General features: G+C 45.3%; 9 protein-coding genes. 3 read left to right on the forward strand and 6 right to left on the reverse strand.

Annotated features, from left to right (window positions below; all coding sequences use genetic code 11):
• The first annotated feature begins 65 nt into the window (after positions 1-65).
• Positions 66-2,099: an oxidoreductase gene (locus sps_RS03945; protein ID WP_077751340.1), complete on the forward strand. Its 2,034-nt coding sequence runs from the start codon at positions 66-68 to the stop codon at positions 2,097-2,099.
• 258 nt (positions 2,100-2,357) lie between these two features.
• On the opposite strand, the gene yfaE is transcribed toward sps_RS03945, so the two are convergent.
• The 5 genes from yfaE to ubiG form a co-directional block, all read right to left on the reverse strand.
• Positions 2,358-2,732 (reverse strand): class I ribonucleotide reductase maintenance protein YfaE, encoded by a 375-nt coding sequence (gene yfaE, locus sps_RS03950; RefSeq protein ID WP_077751341.1) that lies wholly within the window; start codon positions 2,730-2,732, stop codon positions 2,358-2,360.
• The gene (gene nrdB / locus sps_RS03955) at positions 2,701-3,831 is read right to left on the reverse strand and encodes a class Ia ribonucleoside-diphosphate reductase subunit beta (protein WP_077751342.1); all 1,131 of its coding nucleotides are present in this window, start codon (positions 3,829-3,831) and stop codon (positions 2,701-2,703) included. Before nrdB ends, yfaE begins: the two co-directional genes overlap by 32 nt.
• Before the next feature lie 363 nt (positions 3,832-4,194).
• Positions 4,195-6,483, reverse strand: coding sequence for a class 1a ribonucleoside-diphosphate reductase subunit alpha (gene nrdA, locus sps_RS03965; RefSeq protein ID WP_077751343.1), 2,289 nt, complete (start codon positions 6,481-6,483; stop codon positions 4,195-4,197).
• Between the two features lie 439 nt (positions 6,484-6,922).
• The gene (locus sps_RS03970; RefSeq protein WP_077751344.1) at positions 6,923-7,621 is read right to left on the reverse strand and encodes an HAD family hydrolase; all 699 of its coding nucleotides are present in this window, start codon (positions 7,619-7,621) and stop codon (positions 6,923-6,925) included.
• On the reverse strand, positions 7,621-8,283 hold the full coding sequence (gene ubiG, locus sps_RS03975; protein ID WP_418346766.1) for a bifunctional 2-polyprenyl-6-hydroxyphenol methylase/3-demethylubiquinol 3-O-methyltransferase UbiG: 663 nt from the start codon (positions 8,281-8,283) through the stop codon (positions 7,621-7,623). Before ubiG ends, sps_RS03970 begins: the two co-directional genes overlap by 1 nt.
• Before the next feature lie 357 nt (positions 8,284-8,640).
• On the opposite strand from ubiG, the gene gyrA reads away from it, so the two are divergent.
• Both gyrA and serC read left to right on the forward strand, forming a co-directional pair.
• Complete coding sequence (gene gyrA, locus sps_RS03980) at positions 8,641-11,355, forward strand: DNA gyrase subunit A (RefSeq protein ID WP_077751346.1); 2,715 nt, start codon at positions 8,641-8,643, stop codon at positions 11,353-11,355.
• A gap of 154 nt (positions 11,356-11,509) precedes the next feature.
• On the forward strand, positions 11,510-12,598 hold the full coding sequence (gene serC / locus sps_RS03985) for a 3-phosphoserine/phosphohydroxythreonine transaminase (protein WP_077751347.1): 1,089 nt from the start codon (positions 11,510-11,512) through the stop codon (positions 12,596-12,598).
• Positions 12,599-12,650: 52 nt separating this feature from the next.
• Here the strand turns inward: serC and sps_RS03990 are convergent, their stop codons facing one another.
• On the reverse strand, positions 12,651-13,856 hold the full coding sequence (locus sps_RS03990; protein WP_077751348.1) for an amino acid aminotransferase: 1,206 nt from the start codon (positions 13,854-13,856) through the stop codon (positions 12,651-12,653).
• Positions 13,857-13,955: the final 99 nt, after the last annotated feature.

Below are 13,955 nucleotides of genomic sequence, written 5' to 3' on the forward strand. Positions count from 1 at the left end.
GAGTTGAGCTTAAGAGAAACAAGAGGTATGCTGATTTAAATCACTTGTTTAAAAAGGATGTTTGAATGTCGTTTCCGCATTTATTAGAACCCTTAGACCTGGGCTTTACCCAGCTAAAAAACCGTGTGCTAATGGGCTCCATGCACACAGGTTTAGAAGAGGAAAAGGGCGGTTTTGAGAAACTGGCAGTATTTTATCAAGAGCGGGCTCGAGGTGGAGTGGGCCTGATCGTGACGGGCGGCATTTCGCCAAATTTACGTGGCCGCCTCGCGCCTAATGGGTGCCAGTTGAGTTTTCCTTGGCAAGTGTCTAAACACAAGAAGATCACTCAGGCGGTACATGAAGCCGATGGCAAGATTTGTATTCAGCTGCTTCATGCTGGCCGCTATGGCTACCACCCTTTTTCTGTGGCACCCAGTAAGATTAAGTCGCCTATTACCCCTTTTACGCCGACCGCCATGTCTGCCAGACAAATTCGTGGCACCATCAAAGATTATGCAACCTCTTCTGCCTTGGCGAAAAAGGCGGGCTATGACGGCGTAGAAGTCATGGGATCCGAAGGCTATCTCATTAATGAGTTTATCTCTGCCAGCACTAACGTCCGTAATGATGAATGGGGCGGGAGCTTCGAAAATCGAATTAAACTACCTCTTGAAATAGTTCGCAGCATACGCGAAAAAGTGGGTAAAGATTTTATTATCATTTTTAGACTCTCCATGCTGGATCTGGTCGATAATGGCTCCTCATGGGAGGAGGTCGTCGATTTAGCCAAGAGACTCGAAAAAGAAGGCGTCAGCATCATCAATACCGGGATTGGTTGGCATGAGGCCAGAATTCCCACCATTGCCACCAGTGTGCCAAGGGGCGCTTTCGCTTGGGTCACCGAGAAACTTAAATCTGAAGTCTCGGTGCCGCTAATCGCCACTAACAGGATCAACACCCCGGAAATTGCTGAACAGATCATCTCATCGGGTCAGGCCGACATGGTGTCGATGGCGAGACCTTTCTTAGCCGACCCAGACTTTGTTAATAAAGCGGCGGCTAATACGCCTGAGCTTATCAACACTTGTATTGGTTGTAATCAGGCGTGTTTAGACCATGTGTTTGCGCGTAAACGTTCTACTTGTTTGGTCAACCCCAGAGCCTGTTATGAGACTGAGCTTAATTTCATGCCGGCAGAGAATAAGAAACGCATCGCTGTCATGGGCGCAGGTCCGGCCGGCATGGCATTTTCTATCTACGCCGCCACTCGAGGCCACGATGTGGTCTTGTTCGAAGCTAAACCTGAAGTCGGTGGCCAATTTAATCTTGCCCGAAAAATTCCTGGCAAAGAGGAGTTCGACGAAACCATACGTTACTTTAAGGCTCAGATGAAGCTCAATAAGGTTGAGTTAAGACTCAATACCCGTTTGGATGCCTCTGTGGTTCGAGATGAAAAATTTGATGAAATTGTCATGTCTTCGGGTGTCGTGCCTAGAGAATTGAACTTGGATGGCTTCGATGATCCACGTGTAGTGGATTATCAGCAAGTGCTAAAAGGTGAAGTGAGCTTAGGTAAACGTGTTGCCTTGATCGGTGCCGGGGGTATTGGTTTCGATCTGGCTCATTTCATCTGTGAGGAGAAGTCTTCAACCTTGCAACCCGACAAATGGCTAAAGCAGTGGGGCATAGATAAAGAGTATAAACACAGAGGTGGCTTGAGGCATATTGGGGATGCTAATGCTGTGGAGGTCGAGCCTGAGGCTCATGAAATCTATCTGCTGCAACGTAAGACGAGTAAGATGGGCAAAGATCTGGGTAAGACTACGGGATGGATCCATCGCTCTGTGTTGAAGCAACATAAGGTCAAGATGAAAACGGGTGTCAGCTACCGTAAGTTCGATAATCAGGGGTTACACATATCAATAGATGACAAAGATGAAATATTAGCCGTGGACAATGTGGTTCTGTGTGCCGGTCAGGTATCTAATCGCACCTTACTCGAAGAGATGAAAGCAACGGGCTTACCGGTTCACCTCATAGGTGGTGTTGATGTTGCGGCTGAGCTGGATGCGAAGCGCGCCATCAGACAGGGGGCTGAGCTAGCCATCGCGTTATAATGATATAAAAGCTGGTTTCAAGATCGTCATTAAGCCTGATAGAGATGTATTGATTCTATCAGGCTTTTTTATGTCTAATGTCTTGTCCTGGAATGTGCTTGAGTATTGATGATCACTGGGAGAGCTTGTCATCTAATGGCGAATCACAACACCGGCGTATTTGGGCTAATTAAAGTTTCTAGGATTGGGGTTGTGCTTTGATGAGCACTGAGGTTGTTGTCAGGTGGCGAATCACAACATCGGTGTATTCAGGACTGATTAGGATTTGGTTTGTGGCTGGTTGATCACTTTGGCACTTATGCCTGGTCGAGTCACGACATCACAGCCTTCAGATGATAATTTAAGGTTTAAGTCGCTAGTGGGAGTGCAACAACAGGGCAGACACTCATCGTCTTTGAGTTCCACTAAGGGCTCGGTATGGTAGGTGACGGTGCCGCTGATGATTTTGGTTTTACAGGCGCCGCAATAACCATTACGGCACTCTGAAAAGACCTTAACTTTCTTATGCTCTAATGCAATCAGTAGGCTAGGGTACTGCTGATTAAACAGCAGCACAGGCTGGCCATCGAGACTGACGATGGGGGCTTTTTTTAAGATTTTATTAAAGGTCAAAGTCTTCAAATTCACTTTCATCGATAGAGGCATCGATTTGACCTACAAGGTAAGAGGAGACCTCTACTTCTTGTGGCGCTACCTGAACGGCATCACTTTCTAACCAGTTCTTCATCCAAGGCAGTGGGTTGGTGATCTCGGCATAATGACATGGTAGATTAACCGACTTCATGCGCTCATTGGTAATGTACTCGACATATTGGCACAAGATCTGTTCGTTAAGACCGATCATAGAGCCGTCTTTAAACAGGTATTGGGCCCATTCTTTCTCTTGCTCAGCGGCTTTAACGAAAATGTCATAGGCTTGCTGCTCACACTCTTTGGCTATCTCACCCATTTCAGGGTCATCAACACCGGCTCGCATTATCTTGAGGATATGTTGCGTGCTGTTAAGGTGTAGCGCCTCATCACGGGCAATAAGACGTATAATCTTTGCATTACCTTCCATAACTTTACGTTCGGCGAATGCGAAAGAACAAGCGAAGCTAACGTAAAAACGAATGGCTTCTAATACATTGACTGACACCATACACAGATAAAGTGATTTCTTGATGGTACGCTGAGTGACCAGTAGCTCTTTACCGTTTATGGTGTGTGTACCTTCACCGAGAAGGTGGAAGGCTTGGGTAAGCTGAATCAAGTCATCATAATACTGGGCGATGTCTGTCGCACGCTTCAAAATCTCTTCATTTTCAACTATGTCATCAAAAATGATAGAAGGATCGTTAACAATATTACGTATAATATGAGTGTAAGATCGAGAGTGTATGGTCTCGGAGAATGACCAAGTTTCAATCCAGGTCTCGAGTTCCGGCAGTGACACTAGAGGCAAGAAAGCCACATTAGGTGAGCGGCCTTGTATTGAATCAAGCAAAGTCTGATATTTTAGGTTTGAGATGAAAATATGTTTTTCATGATCTGGAAGTGCGGCGTAATCAATTTTATCTTTACTGACATCAACTTCCTCAGGACGCCAGAAAAAAGACAGCTGTTTTTCAATTAGCTTTTCAAACACTTCATATTTTTGCACATCGTAACGGGCGACGTTGACCGACTGCCCCATGAACATAGGTTCAAGGCGAGCATTATTAGGTGTTTGACAAAATGTAGAGTAGGCCATGTTTTCTTCCAGAATATAGGGGCTTCATGCCCCTAATAAATTTAATTATGGATCCACTCATTATACGATGGATCCAGGTCTCAATCACTGCAACGTGTCATATCAATCGGTATAAAGGTGTGGTCACTCAGCGAGAGTTTAGCGCTTGTGAGACAAGGCAACGAGTGAGGGACATAGTTTTTCTACGTTTAAGCTCGTTAACGCCGTATCGGAAGTGCTAAAACTCGCCTTTCAGGAGTGTTTTTGGCTGCCTAATTCTGTGTTGAATGAGTTCAAAAGGGATCACCATTTCTTCACTCTTTCGCCTTGAATTATGCTGCCAAAAATAACTCTGAGTTGACCACCTTCTTATACAGATTGGTATTATATCTTACACGCGCCACCTTCACAGTCTTCGTCATCTTTCTCTATGCTGATCATGCTGTCCATCTGATCTGAAGCACCATCACGAGTGTTGTGATAATAGAGAGTCTTGACTCCGAGCTTGTAGGCATTTAACAGGTCTTTTAATAACACCTGCATCGGGACCTTGTTACCTTCGAATCGGTTTGGATCATAGTTAGTGTTTGCCGAGATGGCTTGGTCGACAAACTTCTGCATCAAGCCAACAAGCTGTATATAACCATCATTATTTGGCATTTGCCAAAGTAGCTCATAGCTATACTGGTATTTCTCGAAATCCGGTACAACTTGCTTTAGCTGACCATCTTTACTCGACTTAACACTGATAAGACCGCGCGGTGGCTCGATACCATTGGTCGCGTTTGAGATTTGCGATGATGTTTCTGATGGCATTAGCGCCGACAGGGTTGAGTTACGCAGTCCATGTTTAACTATGTCTTGACGCAGAGTTTCCCAATCCATATGCAGCGGTTCATCACATATCTTATCCAGAGAACGCTTATAAGTATCGATGGGCAACACACCCTTCGAATAGGTTGTTTCATGGAATGCAGGGCAGGCGCCTTGCTCTTTAGCTAAATTCATTGAAGCCTTGAGCAAGTAGTACTGTATGGCTTCGAATGTTTTATGGGTGATGTTATTAGCCGAACCATCTGAGTAGCGGACCCCTTCCTTTGCTAAGTAATTAGCAAAGTTAATCACGCCTATACCTAAGGTACGACGGTTCATCGAAGACTGACGTGCGGCGATGATAGGGTAATCCTGGTAATCGAGTAAGTTATCTAAGGCTCTTACTGCCAAGTCAGCTAAAGGTTCGAGTTCTGATAGATCCTTAATGGCACCTAAGTTCAAAGCAGACAGGGTACAAAGGGCTATTTCGCCTTCAGGATCATTGATGTTATTGAGCGGCTTAGTCGGCAGTGCAATCTCAAGACATAAGTTTGACTGTCTGATTGGCGCAACCTTGCTGTCGAAAGGACTGTGTGTATTACAATGATCCACGTTTTGTATATAGATACGGCCGGTAGAGGCGCGCTCTTGCATCATCAATGAGAATAACTCAGTTGCCTTTATCTGAGTCTTGCGAACAGAATCATCGGCTTCATACTGAAGATAGAGACGTTCGAATTCGTCCTGATCTTCAAAAAATGCATCATAAAGACCCGGCACATCCGATGGGCTAAATAAACTGATCATTCCGCCTTTGATTAAGCGTTGATACATGAGTTTGTTTAGCTGTACACCATAATCAAGGTGACGAACACGGTTATCTTCAACGCCACGGTTATTCTTTAATACCAGTAACGATTCGACTTCCAGATGCCATAGAGGGTAGAACAAGGTCGCTGCACCACCACGAACACCGCCCTGGGAGCAAGACTTAACGGCGGTCTGGAAATACTTAAAGAAAGGCAGACAACCGGTATGAAATGCCTCACCACCGCGGATAGGGCTACCTAATGCACGAATACGACCGGCATTCACACCGATTCCGGCGCGCTGACTGACATATTTAACGATAGATGAGGCTGTCGCATTGATAGAGTCTAAGCTATCACCACATTCGATCAATACACATGAACTGAACTGACGTGTGGGTGTACGAACCCCCGCCATAATAGGTGTTGGTAGCGATATCTTAAATGTTGAAACCGCATCATAGAAACGCTTAATGTAACTCAGGCGTGTCTCTTGAGGGTATTTAGCGAACAAACAAGCGGCGACTAAGATATAAAGGAACTGTGCACTTTCATATATCTCGTGAGTAACACGGTTCTGAACCAGATATTTACCTTCTAGCTGTTTTACTGCTGCATAGGAAAAATCCATATCGCGCCAGTGATCAACATAACCATCTAAGATATCGAGTTCTTCGCGGCTGTAATCCTCAAGAATATGTTGGTCATACTTGCCTGACTCTACCAGTTTAACAACATGGTCATAGAGTTTAGGTGGTTCAAATTGGCCAAATGCCTTCTTTCTTAAATGAAAAACGGCTAAGCGAGCTGAGAGAAACTGGTAATCTGGTGCTTCGGGTGAGATGAGATCGGCTGCGGCCTTAATTATCGTTTCATGAATAGCTTCGGTAGGAATACCATCGAAAAATTGCAGGTGTGATCTGAGCTCTACTTCTGAGACCGAGACATTCTTAAGATCTTTGGCTGCCCATGTGATCACGCGGTGGATTTTTTCTAGGTCGATGGTCTCGCGCTCGCCACTACGTTTGGTGACTTTCATATTGCTATTCATTAAAGATAGGCCTTGATAATAATTTCTGAGAATGAGGTTTTAGCTCATCCTAGGATTCCCTGTATAACAACTAATTTAAACACTAAAATAGGTCACTTCTATGACGAGATATAAGTCTTAACTTGTGTCTCTGATTGTCACATACACACAATATATAGTGTTTTAAAATTTCTAAGGTACAAGATAGTGTCGTTTAGGTGATTTTGCAAGTCCCAATTATCACAACAAGCTGTGGCCATCTTGTGGATAACTTGAGGGTAAAATTTAGGGTTAGTATTGGCTAACCTTTGAGGTCGGAATTCATTGGCTTTATTCCTATCAGATGGAATATTGAGCGGGCTAAAAAGGATGAAAAGATCCCATGATCGATTGGCGATCTTTTAGATCTTATCAGCCTTTAGTGCCCCTTGTGTGAGCAATGTTTTTCTTGTTAATCAGCTTAGTGTTCACTGAGAAATTTAAGTACATCCTGGGGAGAGTCGAATTGGTAATCATTTGGCCAATTATCAGGAGAGTCTGCTTCATTTATATAGCCCCATAGCGCAACACCACCTAGCATCCCGGATGCGTGTGCCGCGACGAGATCTCGTTTGGCATCGCCAAGATAGAGAATGTCTTGGCATCGACGGGCGATCTGCTGCGAGGCGAGTAGCATGGGGGCGGTATGAGGTTTAGCGAAAAGCGTGCTGTCACCGCTGATCACGCTTTTCATGGATTGAGTCAGACCTAAAGCGGCAATCAAGGGCCTGGTGTATCTGGCGGGCTTGTTAGTCACTATGCCGTAGGGGATCTCTTGATTGTCCAAATACTCTAGTAGCTCAGCTATACCAACAAATAAACGGCAAAACTGACCGTTTATATCGCCATAAAATCTTAGGAGTAACTGCTGTGCTTTAAGGTGAACTTCCTCTGAGACGCCTGGCAAGGCCGCTTTAGCAAGCGCCAGACTGCCATCGGAAGCAATATGGCGCATCTCTTCGAGGCTAACTTGTGGGTAACCTAACTTGGATAAGCTCATATTCAACGCCGCCACCAGATCTGGTGCGGTATCGGCAAGCGTACCGTCAAGATCGAATAACACGGCTTTTATTTTTACTCTGTTAGTCAGGTCATTAGCCTCATCGAGATCGTCCGCCATCAATCTTCACTCTTACGGGTGGCGATCATATAGTTCACATCGACATTTTTAGTATAAGTGAAGGTTTCTGTGAGCGGGTTATAGGTAATCCCCGTTGCATCTTCACAAAAAAGCTCAGCATGTTCGGCCAGTGAGATTAACTCTGACGGCTTGATAAACTTCTTATGGTCATGGGTCCCAACTGGCAGCATCTTTAGCAGGTACTCAGCGCCTAAGATGGTTTCAACATAGGCGCGTAGATTTCGATTGATGGTGGAGAAGAAGACATAACCGCCGGGTTTGACCATATCGGCACAGGCCTGAACCACTGAACGGGGGCTAGGTACGTGCTCGAGCATCTCCATACAGGTGATCACATCGTAGGCACCAAGATTTGCTTCTCGATGAGATTCCGCGGTGTCTTGTATATAGTTAACCTGAACGCCGGTTTCAATAGCGTGAAGTCTGGCGACATCCAGTGGTTCAGTGCCCATGTCTAAGCCATCTACGTTAGCGCCGATGCGGGACATACTCTCAGATAAAATACCACCGCCACAGCCGACATCCAGGACTCGCTTACCAAACAGACCACCACAGGTTTGATCGATATAGTTGAGTCGAAGCGGGTTTAACTTATGTAATGGCTTAAATTCGCCTTCCGGATCCCACCAAGTAGCTGCCATTTTTTCGAATTTTGCGATTTCGGCTGGATCGACGTTTAGTTCAGGTTTAATTTCTTGCTCCACTATATCACCTCAATAGGGATTATTAATGCTGCCATTATACCCATAGAATGCCAGATTCAAAGCCGGTATAAATAGGAAAACAGTGAATTTTTAACCAATTGATTGATTAGCGAACATTGTTTGATTTTGGTCAATTGTTTTTGGGTTAACACTTATTTATCTCTAAAATTGAATAGGGTCTGGTGACAATAAATAACTGTGTTAGAATGCCAAATCACGTTTTCAGGCTGAGACTTTTACTGCGCCATTTTGGCTGGTAACAGGTAAGCACAATTTCAAGGGATCGAGCAGTTTATGACTGATCTGGCTTCATCTATAACACCAATTAATATTGAAGACGAATTAAAAAATTCATATCTAGATTACGCCATGAGCGTGATCGTGGGCCGTGCACTACCGGATGTTCGTGACGGTCTTAAGCCTGTTCATCGCCGCGTACTCTTCGCGATGAGTGAACTTAAAAACGATTGGAACAAACCCTATAAGAAATCGGCACGAGTTGTCGGTGACGTTATCGGTAAGTACCACCCCCACGGTGATACAGCGGTTTATGACACTATCGTTCGTCTGGCTCAGCCTTTCTCCATGCGTTACACCTTAATTGACGGCCAAGGTAACTTCGGTTCTGTCGATGGTGATGCTGCGGCGGCGATGCGTTATACCGAAATCCGTATGGATAAGTTAGCTCATCAGCTATTGGCAGATCTTGAGAAAGAGACCGTCGACTTTGTGCCTAACTATGATGGTACTGAGTTTATTCCAGAAGTGATGCCTACACGTATACCGACACTCTTGGTCAACGGTTCTTCGGGTATTGCCGTCGGTATGGCGACAAATATTCCGCCACATAACCTTACTGAAGTGATCAAAGGTTGTTTAGCGCTAATCGAAGAGCCTGCACTGTCCATTGAACAGTTAATGGATTACATTCCAGGTCCTGATTTCCCTACTGCTGCTATTATCAATGGCCGCAAAGGCATCATCGATGCCTATAAGACGGGCCGTGGACGCGCAGTGATGCGTTCTAAGGCTGAAGTTCAAGTAGAAGATAATGGCCGTGAGCGCATTATCGTCCACGAAATTCCTTATCAGGTGAACAAGGCTCGTCTTATCGAGAAGATAGCCGAGCTGGTTAAAGATAAGAAGATTGAAGGCATCAGCGGTCTGCGTGATGAATCTGATAAAGATGGTATGCGCATCGTTATCGAGATCAAACGTGGAGAGGTGGGTGAAGTTGTACTTAACAACCTGTATGCACAGACTCAGATGCAATGCTCGTTCGGGATAAACATGGTGGCTTTGACCAACGGTCAGCCAAAACTGTTTAACCTAAAAGAGATGTTAGAGTGCTTTATCTTACACCGCCGTGAAGTCGTTACCCGCCGTACCGTATTTGAATTGCGTAAGGCTCGTGATCGTGCACACATATTAGAATCACTCGCCATTGCCTTGGCTAACATTGATCCTATTATTGCCATGATCAAGGCGTCTCCAACGCCAGCTGAAGCCAAAGTTAAGCTGGTTGCCCAAGGTTGGGAGCTAGGTCATGTTAAAGCCATGCTTGAAAAAGCAGGTGATGATGCGGCGCGTCCTGAATGGCTAGAGCCTGAGTATGGTATTCGTGACGATCACTATTACCTTACCGAGCAACAAGCACAAGCTATCTTAGACCTACGCTTACATAAGCTAACTGGTCTTGAGCATGAGAAGATATTAGCCGAGTACGAAGAGCTGATTGAGATCATTGCGGCATTACTCTACATATTACGCAGCCCTGAACGCTTAATGGAAGTAATCAAGGAAGAGTTAAACGAAGTACTTGAGAACTTCGGTGATGAGCGTCGTACTGTCATTAATGCGAATGAAGTTGATATGAGTCTTGAAGATCTTATCAACGAAGAAGACGTCGTGGTGACCTTATCGCACTTAGGCTATGCCAAGTATCAGCCATTAACCGATTACCAGGCTCAGCGTCGTGGTGGTAAAGGTAAGTCAGCAGCAAAAGTGAAAGATGAAGACTTCGTCGAGAAGCTACTTGTTGCTAATACCCATGATACGATTCTGTGTTTCTCTGATTTCGGTAAGCTCTACTGGCTTAAAGTGTATCAGTTGCCGCTCGCTAGCCGTCAGGCTCGTGGTCGTCCAATCGTTAACTTACTGCCTCTTTCTGAAGGTGAGCATATTACTGCTATCCTTCCTGTGCGTGAATATGCCGATGACAAATACATCATCATGGCGACCTCACACGGTACAGTGAAGAAGACTGCACTCACGGCATACAGTAATCCACGTGCTAACGGTATTATCGCTGTGAACCTTAAAGATGGCGATGAGCTTATCGGCGTCGATATTACCGATGGCAAGAATGACATCATGTTGTTCTCCGATGCAGGCAAAGTGGTTCGTTTCAACGAGATGGTGAGAGACTCTGAAACTGGTCTGGTTAAACTTGATCCGGAAACCAACGAAGAGCTAGTTGCACTGCGTCCTATGGGGCGTACCGCTACCGGTGTTCGTGGTATACGTCTTGAAGATGGGCAGAAAGTCGTTTCACTGATTGTTCCGAAAGAAGACGGTGCAATCCTGACGGTTACCGAGAATGGATACGGTAAGCGTACTGCACTCGATGAGTACCCGGCCAAGAGCCGTGCGACTAAGGGGGTTGTCTCTATCAAGATCAGCGATCGAAATGGTCCAGTAGTTGGCGCCGTTCAAGTGGGTGAAAATGATGAGATCATGCTTATCAGTGATAGAGGTACTTTAGTTCGTACCCCTGCAACGGGTGTTTCCACTATCGGTCGTAATACTCAAGGTGTGACGATAATTCGTACCGCCGAAGGGGAGAAGGTAGTCGGTCTTCAGCGTATCGATGAAATCCAAGAGGATGAAGTCGAGCTCGATGAAGAGGGTAACCCTATCATCCAAGAAGGTGATAACGCCGAAACTGGTCAGGTCGAAGGTGAAGATCCGAAAGGTGATGATGAGCCAGAGGCTGAACCTGCTGAATAAGCGTTAACCTCTAAAACGAGCGTCCAATTGGACGCTCGTTTTGTTTTAGCCAACGATAAAAAAGAAAAGATAATTCCAAATATAAAAATATGATGAGTAAAGCCTTTAGCTCTATGGCAGACTAATTTATTACTAACGATGAGAGGATAGAGACGTGAGCGTGACATACAATTTCTGTGCAGGTCCTGCAATGTTACCCCGAGCCGTAATGCAAAAGGCGCAATCTGAATTATTGGATTGGAATGGTCTAGGGACGTCGGTAATGGAGATAAGTCATCGCAGTAAAGAGTTTATTGCAATGACTGAGCAAGCGGAAATCGATTTGCGTGAATTGATGTCGATCCCTTCTAATTACCATGTGCTGTTTATGCATGGCGGCGGCCGAGGTCAGTTTTCAGCTGTAGTGAATAATTTTCTTGGGCAGCAGGGTAAAGCCCTCTACTTAGTCTCTGGTAGCTGGTCTCAATCGGCAGTCGACGAAGCCAAAAAGCTCACCAGTGAGGCTCAGATAGGTAGCATTAATATTGTTGAAAATACTAACGATATTAGCAAGGTTGTTATTCCAAACTTAAATGAGATTAACAAGGACTATCGCTACTTACATTACTGTCCTAACGAGACTGTCGATGGTATCGAAATATTTGATGAACTTGAGTCTCCTTGGCCGATTATTGCCGATATGTCATCCAATATCATGTCCAGAGAGATAGATGTCAGCAAGTATGCTTTAATCTATGCAGGGGCTCAGAAGAATATAGGACCTTCGGGTCTGAGTATCGTCATCGTCCGTGATGACATGCTTGAGCTACCAAGTTTGCCCCAGTCTTCAATCATGGATTATCGTTTAGCGGTTCAACACGGCTCAATGTATAACACGCCGCCGACCTTTGCCTGGTATTTGGCTGCCGAAGTTTTTGCCTGGCTTAAAGTCAGTGGTGGCGTAGCGGCCATGGCCAAGACTAACTTGGACAAAGCGGCACTGCTTTATGATTTTATCGACAGCAGTGATTTCTACACCAGTAAGGTTAGCGTCAAAAATCGCTCCGTGATGAATGTGACCTTTTATCTGGCCAATGAAGCGCTCAATAGCGAGTTTCTTAAGCAAGCAACAGATTCAAATTTAGTTGCTCTGAAAGGGCATAGAAGTGTCGGCGGTATGCGTGCGAGTATTTATAATGCCATGCCAATCGAAGGGGTTGAGGCGTTAGTTGAGTTTATGAAGGATTTTGCTGTTAAAAACTAGGCTTAATAGCAAAGAAAGTTCCCAGGGCCTAGGCTCTAGGAACTTTTCACTTCTATAGTATTTTCGCTATGGATTCCGCTAAGTAATCGACATTCCCAAGGCCAATACCAGCAATGCTGATACGGCTAGAATCCACCATGTAGATGCTATGTTCTTGCTGCAGACGTTCTACTTGCTGCGGGTTTATCCCTAAGAACGAAAACATGCCTTTTTGCTGGGCAATAAAGCTAAAGTCACGCTTAACCCCTTTCTCGATTAACTTGTTCACTAGCATGTTGCGATTGCCATTGATACGGTCGCGCATGATTTTCAGCTCATCTAACCATTCCTGCTTCAATTCATCTGAGCCAAGAATAGTTTCGACTAAAGCGGCGCCATGAGCTGGCGGCATTGAGTAGATGCAACGGACCACATAAAGCAGCACTGAGAAGGCCACATTAACGCTGGCGGTATCTCTACCTAAGATTGAACAGGCACCGATACGCTCGCGGTACAGGCCGAAATTTTTAGAACATGAGCTACACAAGATCATGTTATCCACCGATGCAGCCATCTTGCGCACGCCGTAGGCATCTTCATCTACGCCGACACCAAAGCCTTGGTAGGCCATATCAATAAGTGGTGTGAAGCCTTGTTGCTGGGTTATCTCAATGATTTGATCCCACTGGGCTTCACTGAGATCCATGCCGCTTGGGTTATGACAGCATGCATGGAGTAAGACCACATCGTCTGGACCCACCTGAGACAGCGCCGCCTTCATCTCATCGAACTTAAGACTTTTAGTGTCATAGTCGTAATAAGGGTAGGTTTTTACTTCTACACCGGCAGCTTCAAACAAGCCTGTATGATTGGCCCAGGTTGGATCGCTGACCCAGATAACGGCCTTCTTTGAAGCCGTTGATTGGCTTGCTCGAACGATAAAGTCGGCGGCGACTCTTAATGCGCCCGTTCCGCCTGGGGTAGACACGGTACGGATACGATCGGCTAATAAGGCTGGATTCTCTTTGCCAAATGCCAGTTCACCAAGCAGGTTGTTAAATTGAGCCGAGCCAGTGGGACCGATGTAAACTTTAGTTTCCTCGGTATCGATACGGTGCTGTTCGGCTTTTTTTACGCAGTTTAAGATAGGGGTATGACCCACTTCATCTTTATACACGCCGACGCCTAGATCTATCTTGTTGACGTGGGTGTCTTGCTTGTATTTAGTCATCAAGCCGAGGATCGGATCTGCAGGCATAGCGGTGAGAGTGTCGAACATAAGCTTATTTACCCTTTTATTAGATTTGTTGGCGTAATCTGCCTTTGACTCATTAAGTTTAGAGTAACGTAAAACACAGACCGAGTAATAGTGAATCGC

Source organism: Shewanella psychrophila (assembly GCF_002005305.1).
Classification (GTDB): domain Bacteria; phylum Pseudomonadota; class Gammaproteobacteria; order Enterobacterales; family Shewanellaceae; genus Shewanella; species Shewanella psychrophila.

Excerpts from the sequence above, each read along its gene's own strand:
- nrdB (WP_077751342.1), bottom strand. The coding sequence starts at position 3,831 with ATGGCCTACTCTACATTTTGTCAAACACCTAATAATGCTCGCCTTGAA.
- sps_RS03990 (WP_077751348.1), bottom strand. The coding sequence starts at position 13,856 with ATGTTCGACACTCTCACCGCTATGCCTGCAGATCCGATCCTCGGCTTG.
- gyrA (WP_077751346.1), top strand. The coding sequence starts at position 8,641 with ATGACTGATCTGGCTTCATCTATAACACCAATTAATATTGAAGACGAA.
- sps_RS03945 (WP_077751340.1), top strand. The coding sequence starts at position 66 with ATGTCGTTTCCGCATTTATTAGAACCCTTAGACCTGGGCTTTACCCAG.
- sps_RS03970 (WP_077751344.1), bottom strand. The coding sequence starts at position 7,621 with ATGGCGGACGATCTCGATGAGGCTAATGACCTGACTAACAGAGTAAAA.
- nrdA (WP_077751343.1), bottom strand. The coding sequence starts at position 6,483 with ATGAATAGCAATATGAAAGTCACCAAACGTAGTGGCGAGCGCGAGACC.
- ubiG (WP_418346766.1), bottom strand. The coding sequence starts at position 8,283 with ATGGCAGCTACTTGGTGGGATCCGGAAGGCGAATTTAAGCCATTACAT.
- yfaE (WP_077751341.1), bottom strand. The coding sequence starts at position 2,732 with ATGAAAGTGAATTTGAAGACTTTGACCTTTAATAAAATCTTAAAAAAA.